This window comes from Mesorhizobium sp. ISC11 (genome assembly GCF_037162595.1).
Taxonomy (GTDB): Bacteria; Pseudomonadota; Alphaproteobacteria; order Rhizobiales; family Rhizobiaceae; genus Mesorhizobium; species Mesorhizobium ciceri.
The window spans coordinates 6,202,168-6,220,805 of the sequence record NZ_JAVSPW010000001.1; the positions used below are offsets into that span (position 1 = coordinate 6,202,168).

Annotated in this window: 22 protein-coding genes; 6 read left to right on the plus strand and 16 right to left on the minus strand. The window is 63.2% G+C overall.

From position 1 onward, the window contains the following. Positions 1-19: 19 nt before the first annotated feature. The 16 genes from RPF88_RS29980 to RPF88_RS30055 all read right to left on the minus strand — a co-directional run bounded on the left by RPF88_RS29980 (position 20) and on the right by RPF88_RS30055 (position 13,638). Entirely contained in the window at positions 20-1,084 is a 1,065-nt protein-coding gene (locus RPF88_RS29980) for a flagellin N-terminal helical domain-containing protein (protein ID WP_024502691.1), read from the minus strand. Between the two features lie 267 nt (positions 1,085-1,351). Beyond that, entirely contained in the window at positions 1,352-2,353 is a 1,002-nt protein-coding gene (locus RPF88_RS29985; RefSeq protein ID WP_337123747.1) for a flagellin N-terminal helical domain-containing protein, read from the minus strand. A 200-nt stretch (positions 2,354-2,553) separates the two neighbouring features. Beyond that, a complete protein-coding gene (gene fliP, locus RPF88_RS29990; protein ID WP_013529789.1) occupies positions 2,554-3,285 on the minus strand; it encodes a flagellar type III secretion system pore protein FliP in 732 nt (243 codons plus the stop codon). After that, positions 3,282-3,776 (minus strand): flagellar basal body-associated FliL family protein, encoded by a 495-nt coding sequence (locus RPF88_RS29995; protein WP_013529790.1) that lies wholly within the window; start codon positions 3,774-3,776, stop codon positions 3,282-3,284. The genes fliP and RPF88_RS29995 overlap by 4 nt, the downstream gene beginning before the upstream one ends. Positions 3,777-3,793: 17 nt before the next feature. Beyond that, entirely contained in the window at positions 3,794-4,501 is a 708-nt protein-coding gene (gene flgH / locus RPF88_RS30000) for a flagellar basal body L-ring protein FlgH (protein WP_013529791.1), read from the minus strand. Next, positions 4,498-5,085, minus strand: a complete 588-nt coding sequence (locus tag RPF88_RS30005; RefSeq protein ID WP_337123751.1) for a MotE family protein — start codon at positions 5,083-5,085, stop codon at positions 4,498-4,500. The genes flgH and RPF88_RS30005 overlap by 4 nt, the downstream gene beginning before the upstream one ends. A gap of 3 nt (positions 5,086-5,088) precedes the next feature. Then, positions 5,089-6,330 (minus strand): flagellar basal body P-ring protein FlgI, encoded by a 1,242-nt coding sequence (locus RPF88_RS30010; RefSeq protein ID WP_013529793.1) that lies wholly within the window; start codon positions 6,328-6,330, stop codon positions 5,089-5,091. Beyond that, the gene (flgA, locus tag RPF88_RS30015) at positions 6,327-6,854 is read right to left on the minus strand and encodes a flagellar basal body P-ring formation chaperone FlgA (RefSeq protein ID WP_063168917.1); all 528 of its coding nucleotides are present in this window, start codon (positions 6,852-6,854) and stop codon (positions 6,327-6,329) included. The genes RPF88_RS30010 and flgA overlap by 4 nt, the downstream gene beginning before the upstream one ends. 3 nt (positions 6,855-6,857) lie before the next feature. Further along, a complete protein-coding gene (flgG, locus tag RPF88_RS30020; protein ID WP_013529795.1) occupies positions 6,858-7,646 on the minus strand; it encodes a flagellar basal-body rod protein FlgG in 789 nt (262 codons plus the stop codon). A gap of 11 nt (positions 7,647-7,657) precedes the next feature. Further along, positions 7,658-7,984, minus strand: a complete 327-nt coding sequence (locus tag RPF88_RS30025; protein WP_013529796.1) for a flagellar hook-basal body complex protein FliE — start codon at positions 7,982-7,984, stop codon at positions 7,658-7,660. Further along, on the minus strand, positions 7,984-8,400 hold the full coding sequence (flgC, locus tag RPF88_RS30030) for a flagellar basal body rod protein FlgC (protein WP_013529797.1): 417 nt from the start codon (positions 8,398-8,400) through the stop codon (positions 7,984-7,986). The genes RPF88_RS30025 and flgC overlap by 1 nt, the downstream gene beginning before the upstream one ends. A gap of 2 nt (positions 8,401-8,402) precedes the next feature. Next, the gene (flgB, locus tag RPF88_RS30035; protein ID WP_013529798.1) at positions 8,403-8,783 is read right to left on the minus strand and encodes a flagellar basal body rod protein FlgB; all 381 of its coding nucleotides are present in this window, start codon (positions 8,781-8,783) and stop codon (positions 8,403-8,405) included. Between the two features lie 80 nt (positions 8,784-8,863). Then, on the minus strand, positions 8,864-9,703 hold the full coding sequence (locus RPF88_RS30040; RefSeq protein ID WP_337123757.1) for a hypothetical protein: 840 nt from the start codon (positions 9,701-9,703) through the stop codon (positions 8,864-8,866). Further along, positions 9,690-11,093: a flagellar protein export ATPase FliI gene (fliI, locus tag RPF88_RS30045; protein WP_024502685.1), complete on the minus strand. Its 1,404-nt coding sequence runs from the start codon at positions 11,091-11,093 to the stop codon at positions 9,690-9,692. The genes RPF88_RS30040 and fliI overlap by 14 nt, the downstream gene beginning before the upstream one ends. Before the next feature lie 3 nt (positions 11,094-11,096). Further along, a complete protein-coding gene (gene flgF / locus RPF88_RS30050) occupies positions 11,097-11,819 on the minus strand; it encodes a flagellar basal-body rod protein FlgF (RefSeq protein WP_013529801.1) in 723 nt (240 codons plus the stop codon). A gap of 7 nt (positions 11,820-11,826) precedes the next feature. Then, positions 11,827-13,638 carry a DUF1217 domain-containing protein gene (locus tag RPF88_RS30055; protein WP_024502684.1) on the minus strand — a complete coding sequence of 604 codons (1,812 nt, stop codon included), beginning with the start codon at positions 13,636-13,638 and terminating at the stop codon, positions 11,827-11,829. Between the two features lie 147 nt (positions 13,639-13,785). Between RPF88_RS30055 and motA the strand changes: the two genes are divergently transcribed. Genes motA through RPF88_RS30085 form a run of 6 tightly spaced genes read left to right on the plus strand, consistent with a single transcriptional unit; the run spans position 13,786 to position 18,624 of the window. After that, entirely contained in the window at positions 13,786-14,661 is an 876-nt protein-coding gene (gene motA, locus RPF88_RS30060) for a flagellar motor stator protein MotA (protein WP_013529803.1), read from the plus strand. Between the two features lie 32 nt (positions 14,662-14,693). Further along, positions 14,694-15,641 (plus strand): FliM/FliN family flagellar motor switch protein, encoded by a 948-nt coding sequence (locus RPF88_RS30065; RefSeq protein WP_013529804.1) that lies wholly within the window; start codon positions 14,694-14,696, stop codon positions 15,639-15,641. A gap of 16 nt (positions 15,642-15,657) precedes the next feature. Further along, positions 15,658-16,044 (plus strand): flagellar motor switch protein FliN, encoded by a 387-nt coding sequence (gene fliN, locus RPF88_RS30070; RefSeq protein WP_023809994.1) that lies wholly within the window; start codon positions 15,658-15,660, stop codon positions 16,042-16,044. 43 nt (positions 16,045-16,087) lie between these two features. Continuing rightward, on the plus strand, positions 16,088-17,098 hold the full coding sequence (locus tag RPF88_RS30075; RefSeq protein WP_013529806.1) for a flagellar motor switch protein FliG: 1,011 nt from the start codon (positions 16,088-16,090) through the stop codon (positions 17,096-17,098). A gap of 9 nt (positions 17,099-17,107) precedes the next feature. Then, positions 17,108-18,190, plus strand: coding sequence for a flagellar biosynthesis protein FlhB (gene flhB / locus RPF88_RS30080; protein WP_027161440.1), 1,083 nt, complete (start codon positions 17,108-17,110; stop codon positions 18,188-18,190). Further along, positions 18,187-18,624, plus strand: coding sequence for a hypothetical protein (locus tag RPF88_RS30085; protein ID WP_024502682.1), 438 nt, complete (start codon positions 18,187-18,189; stop codon positions 18,622-18,624). The genes flhB and RPF88_RS30085 overlap by 4 nt, the downstream gene beginning before the upstream one ends. Positions 18,625-18,638: the final 14 nt, after the last annotated feature.

The window sequence follows — 18,638 nt, forward strand, 5'->3', positions numbered from 1 at the left end:
GCGCCGGTGGCGCCCGCGATTAGTTCTTGAACAGCGACAGGATCGACTGCGAGGAGCTGTTGGCGATCGACAGTGCCTGGATGCCGAGCTGCTGCTGCACCTGCAGGGCCTGGAGGCGGGTCGATTCCTTGTTCATGTCGGCGTCGACGAGCTGGCCGACGCCGCGGTCGATGGAGTCCATCAGGCTCTGGGTGAAGGTCTTCTGCAGGTCGATCGAGCTCTTGGCCGAACCGATGATGGTGGCGGAATCAGTCAACTGGGCCATGACCTTGTCCATCATGGTGACCATCTGGGTGATGATGCCGTCGGTCACCCCTGGGGCCGTGATGTCGAGGTTGTAGGCGGAAATATTGTCGACCTTGGTGACCGCTCCCGCCGCCGTCTGGCCGGCAGTGTTCGCGGCGATATCCGTTCCTCCGCCCGCGATCACGCCAGCATAGGCGTTGTCATACAGGGTCTGGGCGGCGCCCGTGGAATAGATGGAGGTCTGGCGATCGAGGACGCCCTGGTTCTTGACCTCGGCGGCAAGGCCGTAGTCGAAAAGCTTGGTGCCCTCGACATTGATGTTGATCGTTCCGATCGAGACAGCGCCGGATGAAGAGCGATTGAATGAGGACACGATCTGCGAGTCGGGCTGGACGCCATCATTGGCGGACGTGACCTGCTTGGAGGTCACCGCGAGGAAATTCGAGCCGGAGAAGGTGGCCGCATCGGCAAAGGACTTCATCTGCGTTTGAAGCGCCTTGATCTCGGTCTGGGTCTTCGCCTTGGCGGCATCCGTCTGGCCGACCATGGACAACACCTTGGTCTTGATCTGGCCGATCGTCGTCAGCACGTTGGTGATGCCGGTGTAGGCGGCATCGACTTTCGAGGCGCCGAGGCCGAGTGCATCCTGCACCGTCGACAGGGCCGAATTGTCCGAGCGCATGGTGGTGGCGATCGACCAATAGGCGGCGTTGTCCGAAGCCTGCGAGACCCGATAGCCGGTCGATATGCGGGCCTGTGTCTGTTCGAGCGACTTGTTGGTGGCGCTGAGGCTTTGAAGTGCGGTTAACGCCGAGGCGTTGGTCATGATGCTCGCCAAGAAAGTCGCTCCTTCTCAAAAGCCGACATGCTCAGACATGCCGGATGGGCCTGTTCAACGATTGGCATCGTGCCGGTCGGACCGATTCGCCAACTGTCGTAAGCTATTGGTTAACCATAACTAGCGCGGCATGGTTAACAGCCTGTTAAAAGCTGGTTTTTGAGAGTTAAGGATCGAGGATTGTGCGGGGCTGGAGCAAACGCAAATAGGGCCGCGCTTTTGGCGCGGCCCGAATTTCTAGTGCGAACTGTGGTTGAGCGGAGGCGATCAGCCGCGGAAGAGCGACAGGATCGACTGCGAGGAACCGTTGGCGATCGACAGCGCCTGCACGCCGAGCTGCTGCTGGACCTGCAGGGCCTGCAGACGGGTCGATTCCTTGTTCATGTCGGCATCGACGAGCTGGCCGACGCCGCGGTCGATGGAGTCCATCAGGTCCGAGGTGAAGGTCTTCTGCAGGTCGATACTGCTCTTGGCGGCGCCGAGCGTGGTGGCCGAGTTGGTCATGTCGGCAAGCGCGGAGTCGATGACGGTCAGCATCTGCTTGATCTGCGAATCGCTGGCAGCGGTGCCACCCGAGAAGATGGAAAGCGAGGCGGCCGAATAGGTGTCGGTGGCCAGTGCAGCCGCCCCTAGAGCTGTCTGCGTGCCGGAGACCGCTGCGGCCACACTGCCGTCGCTGCCGAGGCGGTACGTGTCAAGGATGCCCTTCGCGAGGCCCGTGGTGGTACCAGCTTCATAGAGCTTGATGCTTTCCACCTTGACGTCGATGGTCGAGATCGAAGATGCGCCGGCCGCGTCACGGTTGAAGGCCGAAAGGATCTTCACATCGGCAGCCGTCGTGGCTGTTGAGCCGCTGTCTACGGACAGCATGTTGGTGCCGGAGAAGGTGGCGCCGTCGGCGTAGGACTTCATCTGCGCCTGAAGAGCGGTGATTTCGGTCTGGGTCTTTTCCTTCGAGGCATCCGTCTGGCCGTAGGAAGCCAGCAGCTTTGCCTTGATCTGGTTGATGGTGGAGATCGCGCTGTTCATGCCGGTATAGGCGGTGTCGACCTTCGAGGCGCCGAGGCCGAGAGCGTCCGAAACGGTGGACATTGCCTGGTTGTCGGAGCGCATCGTGGTGGCGATCGACCAGTAAGCGGCGTTGTCCGAGGCCTGCGAGACGCGATAACCGGTCGAGATGCGGGCCTGGGTGTCCTGGAGGGATTTGCTGGTGGCGTTAAGGCTCTGCAGAGCCGTCAACGCGGCGGAGTTCGTCATGATGCTGGACATGGTACTCGTACCTTGGTTTTTACAGGTGTTTTTTTGACATACCGGGCCTCCCGGTATGACGGTGCGGCATCATGCCAATGATCTCTGAAATTGATCACCCGCCATCTGCGAGCGAATATGCGGGCAAGTCCCTACCAAAGGGCTAAACCGGACGGTTAATCGAAAATATATTGCTGGAATTTCGAGCCGGCGCGGCAGAGTCAGTTGAAGGAGCGCACCAGGCTGCCGACAAGCAGGTTCCAGCCGTCGATCAGGACGAAGAACAGGATCTTGAACGGCAGCGACACCACAGTGGGCGGCAGCATCATCATGCCCATCGCCATCGTGATGGTGGCGACGATCAGGTCGATGACCAGGAATGGCAGCACGATCAGGAAGCCGATTTCGAAGCCGCGCCGGATCTCCGAGATCATGAAGGCGGGCACCAGGATGCGCAGGTCGACGGTGTCGCGCGAAACGGTCTGGCCGCGCTCGCGGGCGAGATCGGCGAAGAGGTCGAAATCCTTGTCACGCACATTGTGCAGCATGAAGGTGCGGAACGGATCGGAAATCTTGTCGAAGGCTTCGGTCTGGGTGATCTGGTTGTCCATCAGCGGCTTGACGCCGGTGTTCCAGGCCTGATCGAAGGTCGGCGCCATGACATAGAAGGTCATGAACAGCGACAGCGAAATCAGGATGAGGTTTGCCGGTGTCGACTGCAGGCCGATGCCGGCGCGCAGGATCGAAAAGGCGATGACGAAGCGGGTGAAGCTGGTCACCATGATCAGCAGGCCCGGCGCGACCGACAGAACAGTCAGCAGGCCGAACATCTGGATGATGTAGCCGACGGTGGTGCCGTCAGCCTTGCCGATGCCGCCGAGATCGAGCTGCTGAGCCGCCGCGATGGAGGTGGCGGCGGCGATCATGGCGGTGGCGAGAAGGAACTTTCTCATTCGAGCAGCAATGTCCTGATGAGTACCTGTTTGGCGTGACCCTGGCTGCGGATCGCGGCGCGTTCTTCGAGGTCGGCCTTCAGGTGCTGGTAGCCGCTGGCTCCCTCGATCTGATGCATCTTCAAGGTGCGCACCAGGGCCAGGAGATCTTGGTGGATGTCATCCGACATTGCCTGTGGCTGCGGCGCGTCATAGACGACGGACACCTCCATCCTGATCCAGGTGCCGGCAGGCGAGGCGATGTTGGTGGTGATCGGCGCCAGCACGACAAGCATCGGGCCCAGGCCTGGTTGCTCGGCTGCGGCGGGCTGCATGATCTTACCTTCGTTCTCAGGCGCGACCGGTACCGACGCCGGTGCGCCGACGCCCTTGAGATAACCGCCGGACATCCAACCCACGCCAATGGCGGCCGCCGTCACAAGCAGCAGCATGCCGGCCTGAATGACAGGGGAGGGACCCTTGCGCGGCTGAACCTGTTCAATATTTGCCACGGCGCCCTGCCCCGATCCTAGAACGGAAGAACCTGGTCGAGGATCTGCTGGCCGTAGGCAGGTTGCTGGACCTCGGTGATGCGACCGCGTCCGCCGTAGGAGATGCGGGCCTCGGCGATGCGTTCGTAGGGGATGGTGTTTTCGGCGCCGATATCGGCCGGCCGCACGATGCCGGCGAGCGTCAGCACCCTGAGCTCGGCATTGACGCGCACTTCCTGCGATCCGGTGATCATCAGATTGCCGTTGGGCAGCACATCGGTGACGATCGCCGCGACATTGAGTTCAAGCGTTTCCGAGCGCTTGATCTCGCCGTCAGCCGTCGTGTCGGTGGTGGAGCTGAGAGCCCCGGCGCCCTTGCCGGCGGTGCTCCACTTGTCCCACTGCGCGCTGAGGTCATAACCGAGCTTGCGATTGGCGGTGCGGCTCCTGTCGTTCTGGTTCTTGAAGTTGGCGCGATCGTTGATCTTGATCTTGACCGTCAGGATGTCGCCCTGGGACAGCGCCCTCGGGTCGGTGAACAGCCGGCTCTGGCGGTCGTCCCACAACGAGAATTTCTTGACCGGCGCTGGCGGCGTTTGCGGATATCGATAGAGCGAGCCGGTGCTGCCGCCATCGATGCCGGAGCCGACCGGGGACAGGGCTGGCTCTCTGCCGACCTCCTTGAGGTTGGTTCCGCAACCGGACAGCATGGCAACCGCGCACAGGACAAGCATCTTCCGGATCATGACGGATCTACCCTTCGGGCTGCGCTGGCCATAATGCCGGTGAGCGTCGCCGCCGCCTTCTGGTCCATTTCGTTGAGGATGACGCTCGCCTTGCGTGAATCGAGCTTCATCAATATAGCCGCAGCCAGGTCGGCGTTGACGATGGCCAGCCGCTCGGCGGCGGCGTCGGGTTTCATACCGGCGTAGATCTGGACGACGCCGTCCTCGGCCCGGGCCAGGAAAACCTCGCGCCGCTTCAGCCAGGTCTCGTATTCAGCTTTCTTTGCATCAAGAGCTTTCATGCGCTCGTCAATGCCAGCCTGGAGCTGCTTCAGTTCCTGCGCCTGCAGGACATAGCGGCGGTCGCGGGCGGCGTCGGCGATGTTTGAGCAGAAGCGCTCGATCTCGCTTTGGTCCGGCGCCTTTTCCCGTGTCAGTTGCTGCGGCGCCGCCGCCACCTGTGCTCCCGGCAGGACCTGGCGGACCGTCTCCTCGCCGCGCGCGGTGCCGCCGGCAAAGGGCAGAGCCGCGAGAAAAGCGGTCGCAAGCAGGATCGCGGCTTTGCGGTGTCTGTGGTGGCTTGGGAAGGAGCGCATCATCGGCATCGCCTATTGCAGAACCAGGTCGGCCTGCAGGGCCCCGGCCGACTTGATGCCCTGCAGAATGGCGATGATGCCGTCCGGCTTGACGCCGAGGCGGTTGAGGCCGGAAACGAGGGTCTGGAGATCGGGCCCGTCAAGCACGGCAACGCGGGCGTCGGGCCGGCTGGCGTCGATGGCGGTGAACGGTTCGATCGCGGTCTCGCCCTTGGAGAAGGGCTCGGGCTGGACGACGCGCGGCGCTTCGGTGATGCGCACGGTGAGCGTGCCGTGGCTGATGGCGACCCGTGAGATCTTGACGTCATTGCCGATGACGATGGTGCCGGTGCGCTCGTCGATCACGACACGGGCCGGCGTGTCGGATTCGACCACCAAATTCTCGATTTCGGCATAGAAGCGCGCCGCCGAGACACCCTTCGGCCTTCTGATCTGGACGGTGCGCGAATCGCGCTCGGCCGCCACCCGCATGCCGAAGCGCTGGCCGGTGTAGTCGTTGATGGCATCCGCGATGCGGATAGCGGTCGAGAAATCGGGATTGCGCAGCTGCAGCGTCAGGATCGCCTGATCGTCGAATTCGGCTTGGACAGCACGCTCGACGATGGCGCCGTTGGGCACGCGGCCGGCGGTCGGCACGCCTTGCGTCAGCTGCTCGGCCTGTCCTTGCGCGGTAAAGCCGGACACGATGACCGAGCCCTGGCCGACGGCATAGATTTCGCCGTCCGCCGCCTTCAGCGGCGTCATGATCAGCGTGCCGCCGGAAAGCGAGGTCGCGTCGCCCATCGAGGAGACGTCGATGTCGATGCGGGCGCCCGACTGCACGTAGGGCGGCATGTTGGCGGTGACGATGACGGCGGCGACATTCTTGGCGCGCGCGCTGCCGCCTTCGGTGGCGATGCCGAGGTTTTCGAGCATCGCGCGGATCGACTGTTCGGTGAATGGCGAGTTGCGCAGGCTGTCGCCCGATCCGGCAAGGCCGATGACCAGGCCGTAGCCGACGAGCTGATTGTCGCGCGAACTCTGCAGCTGGGCGATGTCCTTGATACGCGAGGCGACCTGGCCCGGCGGCAGCGAACTCGGCCCGGTCGAGACCCGGAACATGCGGCTGGTGGTGGCCGGATCATATTCGGGATCGTTGTAGACGCCGCCATTCTTGGCGGCGAGCTCGCGCTTGGCCTTCGGCGTCAGGCCGTCGGCCAGCGCCGGCTGCAGGCCAAGCACGGCTGCCAGGATCAAGGTAAGCCCGCGCATCATGAAGCGCTGACCTGGATGGTTCCATCCGCCATCACCGTGCCGGACAGGATTTTGCCGCTGTCGATGTTGCGAACCTTGACGAGGTCGCCCGCGGCTCCTGGTTGCAGCGTTACGGCGGTCGCCGAGATCGTCAGGCCGCCGGCGATGAAGAAGATCTGCACGGAGGCACCCTGTTCGACCAGCCAGGCCTCGCGGATGGCGGCGGAGGGAATGTAGCGGCCGGGCAGCAAGGTGCGCTTGGCGACCTTGCCATCCAGTTCCTCGGCCCGTGTGGCGACCGCCTCCGGCTTGTGCTTGCCGACGATAAGGGTGACCTGCTTCAGGGCAGCCAGGTTGATGGTCTCGCCGGGATAGATAACCCGGCTCGGAATAAGCACCACCTCGCCGCCAGCTTGATTGCTGGCGATCCGGGTGGCCGACTGGTTGGCCGATTCCTGGGCAAAAGCCGGCATCGTGCCGGTCACCAGCGCAAGGACGAGCGCGGTGCGGCGGAATGCAGACAGGAGGCCGGGCGTCGACATCATGCGTTACCTGATGTTCTTGGAGACCACGGAGGCCATGTCGTCGGCGGCCTGGATGACCTTGGAGTTCATCTCATAGGCGCGCTGCGCCGAGATCAGCTCGGTGATTTCCTTGACCGGGTCGACGTTGGAGGCTTCGAGATAGCCCTGCTGGATGGTGGCAAAACCGGGATCGCCAGGCACGCCGACGTTCGCCGGCCCCGAAGCCGTGGTTTCCTGGAACAGATTGTCGCCGAGCGGCGCCAGGCCGGCCTCGTTGGCGAAATTGGCGATCTGAAGCTGACCGAGGTTCTGCAGGTCGGTCTGCCCGTCGATGCGGGCGAAGACCTGGCCGGTCTTGTTGACGATGACCTCGACGGCATCAACGGGAACATTGATTGCCGGAATGACCGCAGCGCCGTCGACCGTCACCAGCTGGCCGGTGGCGTTGGTGTTGAGAGCGCCGGCGCGGCTGTAGAGCGTGCCGCCGTCGGCACCCTCGATCTGGAACCAGCCCCTGCCGGTCAGCGCCAGGTCGAAACTGTTGCCGGTGCTGGTCAGTTCGCCCTGGGTGTGCACGTTGCGCACCGCCGTCGTCTTGACGCCGAGGCCGATCGAGACGCCCTCCGGCACCAGCGAGGCGTTGGAGCGGTTGGGCACGCCTTGCGTGCGGTCGACCTGATAGAGCAGGTCGGAGAATTCGGCACGGGCGCGCTTGTAGCCGGTGGTGTTGATGTTGGCGATGTTGTTGGCGATGACTTCCAGATTTGTCTGCTGGGCATTCATGCCGGTGGCGGCGATGGCGAGTGCTTTCATGGCGGAATTCCTCAGATGCCCATTCGACTGACTTCGAGATAGGCGGAGACCACCTTGTCGCGTATCGCGACTGCGGTCTGAAGCGCCTGCTGCGCGCTCATCACGGCGTCGACCACCTGGCGGGTGTCGGCATCGCCCTTGAGCGCCTGCATCGATACCTGCTCGGCGTTCTGCATCGTGTCGACGGTCTTGGAGGCTGCCTGGCTCAGCGCCTCGGCAAAGGAGGTGCCGACATTGCCACCGGCCGACGGTGTCGCGCCGCCCTGGAGCAGGCTTGTCGCCGCGTCGTCGCCGCCGATCGACGGCTTGAACTGAAGGGCTCCGATACCGCTGATCATTACTGGTTCCTCATCAGGTCGATGGTCATGGAAATCAGGTCGCGGGCCTGCTTGACCACCTGAAGGTTGGCCTCGTAGGAGCGATTGGCCTCGGTCATGTCAGCCATTTCGATCAGCACGTTGACGTTGGGCATCTTGACGTAGCCCTTCTCGTCGGCGGCCTCGTTGCCGGGCTGGAACTCGACTGGAAAGTCACTGGGATCTCGATCGATCGAGTTCACTGCAACCGTTGAACTGCCGGAGGCCCGGTCGAGCTCGGAGACGAAGCTGATGGTCTTGCGGCGATAAGGGTCGGAGCCGGGCGCGGTGCCCGTCGACTGGGCGTTGGCGAGGTTTTCGGAAACCACGCGCAGGCGTTCCGACTGGGCGCCGAGGCCCGATGCTGCGACTTTGAGGGCTGCGGTCAGTGCGTCCATGGTCAGCTCTTCACCGCCATCATCATCATCGAATGGAACGCCTTGACGATCGCCGTGTTGAGCTCGAAGGACCGGCGCACCTCGCCGGCCTTCAGCAACTGGTCTTCCAGCACGACCGAGTTCTTGGACGGCATGACAACGCCGTCATCTTCCTGCGGCTTGATGGTGAAGCCGGCATTGGTCGCTGCATTGCCGAGATGGCCGGCCTGGGTGGCCTGCAGCGATACGGCGGCGCGGTCGAGCACCTTTTCGAATGGCTCGACGTCGTTTGCCGTATAGCCCGGCGTGTTGGCATTGGCGATGTTGCCGGCCACGGCCGACTGGCGCACGGCCAGCCATTGCGCTTGCTTGGCGGCGAGGTCGAAAAGGGAAACGGGCTCCATGGGAATCTCCGAGCAGGTACCCAGAGACTAGGCCGCCAGTCTTGCGCGGGCCTTGCGGATGGCCGGAAGCCGGAGATCGTTTACCGGGACAGTTCGATCACCTGGTCGGCACTGGTGACCATGACCCATTTGCCGTTGCGCTGCTCGATGGAGGATACCTTGCTGGAATCCGGCAGTATCGAGCCGCGCTGGACCATCCAGAGGCCAGCGTCGTCCTGGATCATGGCGCGGCCGTTGGCGACATGAACCATGCGGAATTTCGCCGCGTCGGCCGGAAACGGTTGCTCGTCGGATGCGGCTGCGGGATCGGCATCATCCCGCACCGTCCCCGTGGCAAGAAGATCGAGATTGGCCGCGGGAACGTCCTTTGCCGTCAGCGGCGCGCTGCGTTCGGCGACCACGCCGCCGCCCGCTCGCCCGGAATTAGAGCCTGTGCCGCCGAACTTCATCGCCTGGACGCCAAACTGGTCCTGGTTGAAGAAGATATACCAGGGGAACAGGGCGCAGATCAGGCCGAGCGCGATGCCGAGCGCGGCAATGACGAAATCGCTGCGTCGGTCGGACTTCTTCTCCAGTCGGGGAAACGGCGCCTTTGGCGGCTGCGGCCATTCGGCGCGCGGGAACAGGCCGTCGATCAGCGATTCCCGGCTGGCCTGCGTCATCTCGGCAGCCACCGCCTGGGGAGCCCGGGACAGAGCGGGTTCGACGGGCCTGGCCAGATCAGGATCGGCTTTGCCAGCCCGTGGCAGGATTGGCTTGACGGCTCTGGCCAGAACGGCCTCGGCTTTGGCCGCGATGGCACGGGCGGCCTTTGCCTTGGCAGTTCTCGCCGTGTCAGCCTCTGCCTGCTGCGCGGCATTGGCCTCGGCGATCATATCGCGCAGGATGCGCTCGGTGTATTCGCGTTCAGTCTCCGGCATCGGCGTTCAGCTTGCTCTTGAGGTGGCGGGCGAGATCGGAGAACGGGTCGGCTGAGGGGCGATCCTTCGGCCCTTGCGTCAGCGCTTCATAGATCAGCGGCACCTGGCGCACGGCGATGTCGAGTTCGGCATCGACGCCGCCCTGATAGGCCCCGAGCAAGCGGATATCGCGTGTGTCCTCGAAGCGCGAGATCATCGACTTCAGCCTTGTCACCAGCGCGCGCTGTTCGACGCTCCAGGCCTTTCCGGCCAACCGCGATATGGACGACAGCGGGTTGACGGGGGGATAGCGACCCTGTTCGGCGATCGTGCGGTCGAGCACGACATGGCCGTCGAGGATGCCGCGCACGGAATCGGCGACCGGGTCGTTGTGATCGTCGCCGTCGACCAGTACGGAAATGATGGCGGTGATGGATCCCTTGCCTTCCGTACCCGGCCCGGCGCGTTCGAGCAGCTTGGGCAATTCGGTGAACACCGAGGCCGGATAACCGCGGGCGACCGGCGGCTCGCCGGTTCCCGTCGCCACCTCACGCAAGGCATGAGCGAAGCGGGTGATCGAATCCAGCACCAGCAAAACGCGATGCCCCTGGTCGCGAAAATGCTCGGCGACGCGCATGGCGGTGTCCGGCGCACGCCGGCGCATCATGGCGCTTTCGTCGCTGGTGGCGACGACGGCGATGGTCTTGGCCATGCTGTCGCCGATCGTGTCCTCGAGGAATTCACGGACTTCCCGGCCGCGTTCGCCGATGAGCGCCACCACGACGGTATCGAATGCGTCGGCTCCGGCGAGCATGGCGAGCAGCGTCGACTTGCCGACGCCGGAGCCGGCAAAGATGCCGAGGCGCTGGCCGAAGCAGAGCGGCGTGAAGATATCGATGACCTTGACGCCGGTCATGAAGGCAGTGCCGACGCGTTGCCGCGCCATGGCGCCCGGCGTCGTCTGGGCGCCGCGCGATGTGTCGTCTCCCCGGGCGAGCGGCGGGCCGCCATCGATCGCCCTGGTGAGTGCGTCGATGGTGCGGCCGCGCCATGAGGCATGCGGTGCCACCACAAGCGGACCGCGGCGGAACACGGCATCACCGATGCCGGAATCGGCGCTGCGTTCGAAGGGTGCCACGACGGCCTCGTCGCGGCCGATCTTGACGATCTCGCCGCGGCGCGCACCGGCATGGCCGGGCTGCTCGACGATGTCACCCAGCCTGGCGAAGCCGGAAAGGCCGTGCACCTTGTAGTGCGTGGGCGTGACTTCGATGACGCGGCCGCCGCGCTTGAGCAGTGCCTCGGCGTCGGCGAAACGCCGCCAGACCCGTTCCAGGGCGGCAAGCCGGTCTTCCGGTGCCGGCTGGAGTTGTCTTTCGAGTGCCCGCAGGGATGGCTGGTCGAGCGACATGGACTATTTCGAGCCGAGCGTCTTGATCGCCTCGTCGGTGGACGAGTCGGTCTGGCGCATCAGGGCGGCCGTGTTCTCGAAGGCGCGCTGGACCATGATCAACCTGGTGATCTCCAGCACCGGATTGACATTGGACTCTTCGAGAAAACCTTGGGCAACGCCGATATCGGAGCGATCGGTGACAGGCTCCGGGGTGCGTGCCGGAACAATGCCGGAATTGCCATAGCGGACGAAGTTCGCGCCTGGATCGAAATTGTAGAGGCCGATCGATCCGACAAGCTGATCGTTCTGGCGCAACGAACCATCGGCCCCGGCCTTGGGCGGACCGTTGCGGGGGTCAAGCTGGATCGGCGAGCCGCCGGCATCGAGCACCGGGTGGCCTTCGATCGACATCAGTTCGCCGTTCTCGTTCATTGAAAAACGGCCGTCGCGGGTCATGACGGTGCCGACCGGCGTCTCTATGGCGAACCAGGCATCGCCCTGGATGGCGAAATCGAAGGGATTTCCGGTCTCGCTCAAAGCACCGTGGGCGCCGGAAAGGTAGGTCTTGCCCGGGGAGGCGAATGACACCGATTTCTGCCCGGTGCCAGAGACGACGTCCTCGAACTTCACGCCGGTGGCGCGAAAGCCGATCGTGGAGGCGTTGGCGACGTTGTCGGCGATGGTGTCGAGGCGCCGCTCGAGCGCGATCTGCGATGAAAGAGCGACGTACAGGCTGTCCCGCATGATGGTCTCAGAACCTCAGTTTCTGCATGGCCATCATCAGGTCGGTGGAGATGCCGACGGTGAGTGGCTGGGCAAACAGCACGCTGACCGAGGTGACGGCCGATGAAGTCGGGTTGTTGATCTCGTACATACTGGTGAAGCGCGTCAGGAACTTGCCGAGTTTCTCGGGGTCGGAGAAATCCGAGATGTCGAGTTTCTGCTCGAACAGCTGCGCCTGCTTGTCGACATCGGCGGTGGCGAAGGAATCGGGCAGGCCGAGCACGGTGCGCACGACACTGGCAAGCGCAGTGTCGGCCAGCACGTCATACCAACTGGTGATGGTTGGGGCCTTGCGATCGAAATAAAGCGCCAGCCGCACGCCCTGGTTGGTCTGGCCGGCATCCTCTTCGAGGGTCTGGCGCATGTATTTGTCGACGGTCGGCTGCTGCGCCGGATTGATGGTGGTGGCCGCTTCGCCATATTGTTCGAAGTTGAAGGCGGCGGCCAGCCCGGCATAGGCCTTGTTGGTCATCTTGTTGGCGACGCTGTCGGCGTCGCGAATGCCACCGGCAAGAACGTTGCGGATGAGGTCCTTGCTTTCCGTCGCCGGGTCCAGTCCGTAGGCCGAGAGCACGTAGTTGTACAATCGGCTGTTGGCCATCAGGTCGTCGATGGACTTCACGTTCGTGACGTTGGCAAGGTAGTACGCGGTCTCCGACTTGATGTAGTCCGCATTCGGCGCGATCAGGCCAAGCGCCGACTCCGTCGTATAGATTTTCGGCGTGTCTTTCTGCACTTCGTCGCGCGACGTTGTCTGATCGCCATATTGGGCAAAGTTGAAGGCCGTGACGAAGTTGGCGTACCGTTTATCCGTCAGCTTGTTTGCTGGGCTGTCGGGGTCGCTGACGCCGCCCTCGAGCATTGTGCGGATCTGCTGCGGCGTTTCGGTTGACGCATCAAGTCCGTAGGAAGCCATGGCGAAGGTGAGCAGGCGCTTGTCCGCCATGAGGTTGTCGATCGACGTCACCTTGGAAATGTTTGCCGCGTAATAATCGGCCTCGCCCTTGATATATTGCGCGCTTGGCTCGACCAATGTCAGTCCGGCTCCGGCCATGTATCCTTTCGGCACCGCCTGCTGGACATCGTCGCGCATGGTCGTCTGATCGCCATACTGGGCGAAGTCGAAGGCTGCGACGAATTTGGCGTAGCTCTTGTCGGGCAGTTTGTTGGCGGGACTGTCGGGGTCGCTGACGCCACCTTCGAGCATCGCCTTGACGGTTGCGGCAGGTTCGGTTGCGGCGTCGAGTCCGAAAGCGGCCATCGCATATGTCAGCAGGCGGCTGTCGCCCATCAGGTCGTCGACCGATTTAACCTTGGCGATGTTGGTGACGTAGTAGGCGGTTTCGCTCTGGTAGTAAGGGAGCCCCTTCTGCGAGGCGCCGATCTGGACTTGCAGCGCATAGTTGCTGGTCACCAGTTGCTGCGCCTTGTTGTAGACAGTCGTACTGGTGCCGTTGGCGGCGAAATTGAAGGCCCTGACGAATTCGGCGTAACGCTTGTCGGTCAGCTTGTTGGCGAAGCTGTTGGGATCGGAGACGCCTTCCTTGAGTGCCTTGACCATGAAGGCCTTGGCGTAAGCCATGTCCTCGAGCCCGTAGGCCTTCATGGCATATTTGAACAAACGGTCATTCTTGACGAAATCGTCGATCGATTTCACCTTGGTGATGTTGTCCAGATAATACTTGGTGTCGCGATCAACCACGGGCTGCTGCTCGATCCTGTCGATCGACTTTGAAATGTCCCTGGTGATGAGCTGGTAGCTGGTAAAGGTATTAAGCAAAGAGGTGCCTCCGGCCGAAGCTATGTCGGGACAATACCCCTACTTCCTTGCGCGAAACTGAATCGTCTCCGACGCCTTCGATTCAAGCCTCACACAAGGCACGGGGGCTATCCCTAGCTCCTGATGTGAAATGCGGAAGGACCTGTCGTGGGCATTCTGATTGGACTGGTGGTAACGCTCGGCTGCGTCCTTGGCGGCTTCATGGCCATGGGCGGCCATCTTCACGTGCTGATCCAGCCCTGGGAGGCAGTGATCATCTGTGGTGCGGCTTTTGGCACCTTCCTCGTCGCCAATCCGATGAAGACGGTCAAGGATACCGGCAAGGGCATTCTCGAAGCTTTCAAGCAGGCGGTGCCGAAGGAACAGGACTATCTCGAAACGCTCGGCGTGCTGCACTCGCTGATGCGCGAGCTGCGCTCGAAATCCCGCAGCGAGGTCGAGGCGCATATCGACAATCCGGAAGAGTCGGCGATTTTCCAGGCGTTCCCAACCGTGCTGCATAACCACGATCTGACGCATTTCATCTGCGACTACTGCCGCATCATCATCATCGGCAATGCCCGCTCGCACGAGATCGAGGCGCTGATGGACGAAGAAATCCAGACCATCAGGTCCGACAAGATGAAGGCCTATCACGCGATGGTGGCGGTGGGCGATGGCCTGCCGGCGCTCGGCATCGTCGCCGCCGTGCTCGGCGTGGTCAAGGCGATGGGCGCGCTCGACCAGTCGCCGGAAATTCTCGGCGGTTTGATTGGTGCCGCACTTGTCGGAACGTTCCTCGGCATCTTCCTGTCCTATTCGGTGGTCGGACCGGTCGCCACCAAGATCAAGACAGTGCGCGAGAAGAAGAACCGCCTCTATATCATCGTCAAGCAGACGCTGTTGGCCTACATGAACGGCGCGCTGCCGCAGGTGGCGATCGAGTTCGGCCGCAAGACCATCTCGTCCTATGAACGGCCGACGATCGACGCGGTCGAGCAGAGCACGATGAATACCGGCACCGTCGAAAAGAAGGCCGCCTGAACGATGCGCGACAGATCGGTCCCGGCACTGTCATGACCAGCCTGGGCAGTCCAGCGGAAGCGCGCTCCCTGATCATCGAGCGTCTGGTCGGCGACAGCGGCGAGGCCGCGCAGGTCATCGACGCAGGCCGCGCCATGGCCGAACGCGCCGTGCCGCTGCTGCAGAAAACCCTGACCAGCGAGTTTGGCGTTCCGGTCGTCGTCGATCTCAAAGCGATCGAGGTCAGCCGCGTTCCCGAGGCGCGTTCGCGTGCCGGCGACACGTTTGCGATGACCGTGATCGGCTCGTCGGCGTCCTCCGATGCGATGACCCTGGTAATCGATGCTCCGGCGATCGCCATCATGGTCTGCACGCTGTTCGGCGGCGACCCGGATCTGCCGGCATCGCCGATCGAACGCGATCTGTCGCAAATCGAAATCGATGTTTCGACCATGGTGTTCCAGCAGGTCGCACAGGCCCTCAACGGATCGGGAAAGCGTTCGCTCGACCTGCGCCTGCCCGCGCCGCGGGCAATGTCGGGCACCGAGGCGAAGCGGTACGTGCTGCGCGATGGCGCGGCAATCCGCATCGTGCTTGGCATCTCGACGCCGGCCGACAGTGGCACCGTGACGGTGACGATGCCGCAGCGCGTCGTGCTGGCCAGCCGCGACGGAGCCGTGCCTGTCAGCGACGACGATCACGGCCCCAGCTGGCGCGCCCGCTTTTCGGAAGAGGTGATGCGCTCCACCGTGGCGCTCGAGGCCACGATGCCGCTGGCGCGGCTGACTCTCGGCGACCTCGCCGGTTTCGAAATCGGCGATGTCATCGAATTCGAGGAAACGGCCCAGTCCCAGGCGCGTCTCAGCGCACGGGGCAAGACGCTGTTCGTATGCGAGTTCGGCAAACTGGGACAGAATTACACAGTCCGGATCAGGCAACCTTACGATGCCGGGCAGGACTTTATCGACGGGCTGATGCCGGCTGCCGCCGGACGCGCCTGAGCATTTGGAGACGATCATGGCCAAAACCAAGGCGGAAGCCGACCTCGACCAGCCGGACGAGCAACTCGACCGTGCCATCGAAGAATTGCGCGGGGTCCTGCATGAAGAGGAGCAACGCCCCGATGCGGCGTTCAGGGCGGCCTCGTCGGCCAATTCGAGCGTGATCATGAACATCCCCGTCGATGTCCAGATCATCCTCGGCAGCACCGAGATGCCGGTCTCCGATCTGATGGCGCTGCAAAAAGGGTCGACCGTGGCGCTCAATCGCCGCATCGGCGAACCTGTCGACGTCGTGGTCAACGGCCGAAAGATCGCGCGCGGCGAGATCACCGTTCTGGAAAGCGATCCTTCGCGCTTCGGCATCAGACTGACCGAAATCATCGCCGGCACGAAGGGCGCCTAGACATGGTTTGCGGGGCTTGCCGGTGGCAGCGGAGGCGAGTGGCATGACGACGCCGGTGACCTTGACCCGCGCGCAGAAGGCGGCCGCCATACTTGTGGCGATGGGCAAGCCGTCGGCCAGCCGCCTGCTGAAATTCTTCAAGCAGGAAGAACTGAAGGCCCTGATCGAGGGCGCCCGGCTGCTGCGGACGATTCCGCAAAGCGATCTTGAGCGCATCGTCGCCGAGTTCGAGGCCGAGTTCACCGAAGGGGCGGGATTGCTCGATTCCGCCGACAGGATGGACACCATCCTCAACGAATCGCTCTCGCCCGAAGAGATGAGCGCGATCATGGGCGACAGGAAATTCGAGGTCGCACCGGAAGGTCCGCCGCCGATCTGGCCCGAGCTCGAAAAGCTCGAACCGGCGCGGCTTGGCGCCTTCCTGGCCGGTGAGCATCCGCAGACAGCGGCCATGGTGTTGTCGAAGCTGGCGCCGCAGGTGGCGGCGAGCGTGCTGCTGACACTGACCAAGCCGATGCGTGGAGAAATCATCAAGCGCATGGTGACGATGGCCAATGTTCCCGACGCTGCCGCCAGGATCGTCGAAAACCGGCTGCGCACCAGTGTGCTGGCCGAAACCTCGACCAAGGATACCTCGGCCGGACAGGCGCGTGTCGCCAGCGTCCTCAACGAACTGGACAAGCCGCTGCTCGAGGAGGTGATGCAGGATCTGGAAGCCGCCGGCACGCCTGATCTCGACGGCGTGCGAGCCCGGCTGTTTGCTTTCGACGATCTGCCGCTGCTCACCCAGAAAGCGCGGGTGCTGCTGTTCGACGGGCTATCGACGGAGCTGGTCACGCTGGCCTTGCGTGGCACGTCGGCCGCCCTCGCGGAATCGGTGCTGTCGGCCATCGGCGCCCGCTCGCGGCGCATGATCGAAGCCGAACTCGGGCAGGGCTCGGACGGGATCCCTCTCGCCGACATCATGGCGGCCCGCAAGACGATCGTCACGACGACGATCCGGCTGTCGCGCGAAGGCGCCTTCGAACTCCCCTCGACCCAAGACGCCGCCTAGGACCGCGCCATGGCTGACGCGGTCGACAAGGATTCGAAAACCGAAGAGGCGACGGAAAAGAAGATCCGAGACACCATCGAACAGGGCAAGCTGCCCCATTCGCGGGAGACAGCGCTCTTTGCCTCGTTCGTTGCCATACTGGTGTTCACCGTCTTCTACGCCAAGGATGCGATCATCGATCTCGGCATGTTCCTGTCGATGTTCCTGGAGAAGCCGGAAGCCTGGCCGATGGACACCGAGACCGACGTCATCGCGCTTTACAAGATCGTCCTGCTCGAGGTCGGCCGCGCCGTCCTGAGCTTGATGGTGCTGCTGACCGTCGCCGGCGTCGGCGCCTCGGTGTTCCAGAACATGCCGCAATTCGTAGGCGAGCGGGTCCGGCCGCAACTCTCGCGCATTTCGATCGCCAAGGGTTGGAACAGGCTGTTCGGCATCCAGGGTTGGGTCGAGTTCCTGAAGTCACTCGGCAAGGTCGGGTTTGCCATCGTCGTGCTGAGCTTCACCCTGTCGGAAGACCACCGCAAGCTGCTCGCCGGGATGATCACCAATCCGGTCGCCTTCGGTCTCGTCATCCGCGGCATCGCCGTCGACATCCTGGTGGCCATCGTCTTCGTCATGGGGCTGATCGCGGCAGTCGACATCGTCTGGTCGCGCTTCCACTGGAAGCAGGATCTGCGCATGAGCAAGCAGGAGGTCAAGGACGAGTTCAAACAGTCCGAGGGCGACCCGATCGTCAAGTCGCGGCTGCGCTCGCTGGCGCGCGACCGGGCGCGCAAACGGATGATGACGGCGGTGCCGCGCGCGACGCTGATCATCGCCAACCCGACGCACTTCTCGATCGCGCTGAAATATGTGCGCGACGAGGACTCGGCGCCCATGGTGCTGGCCAAGGGCCAGGATCTGGTGGCGCTCAAGATCCGCGAGATCGCGCGGGAACACAACATCCCGGTCTTCGAGGACGTGGCGCTCGCCCGCTCCATGTACAAGCAAGTTTCGGTCGATAATGTGATCCCGTCACAATTCTACCAGGCCGTCGCCGAACTGGTGCGGATCGTCTACTCGAAAAAGGCTGAGCGCAGACAGATTTCATGAACCGGCAACCGCACGCAAAATCCCGCGAGATCATCGTCGCCAGCGCCATCGAGCAGGTGGTGGGCGAACTGAGGCTGATCGATGTCGCCGACTACATCGCCTTTATCCGGCTGGAGCATTTCGCATGCCTGTCGGACCTTGTCGATTCAGCGGTTGAGTTGTTCTTCATGCCGGGCACTCTGCGGCTCGGCCATGGTGGTGAGGCGCATGTCGACTGGAGCGGCAGCCCGCGCATCGTGCTCGATCTGGAACTGAGGCCGCCCGGCGTCACCGTCTATTTCCAGCTGACGCTGAGCGAGCTCGGCGCGTCGGTGGCGGTCAACTACGTATCGTTCGAGAAGCCGGGCGAAGACCCGGAGCGCAACACGGCGCTGCTCGAAGCGGTGATCGAAGAGGCGCGTATCCGCAAGGTCGAGCCGCTGGCCTATCGCTGACCGTCGGTCGCTTT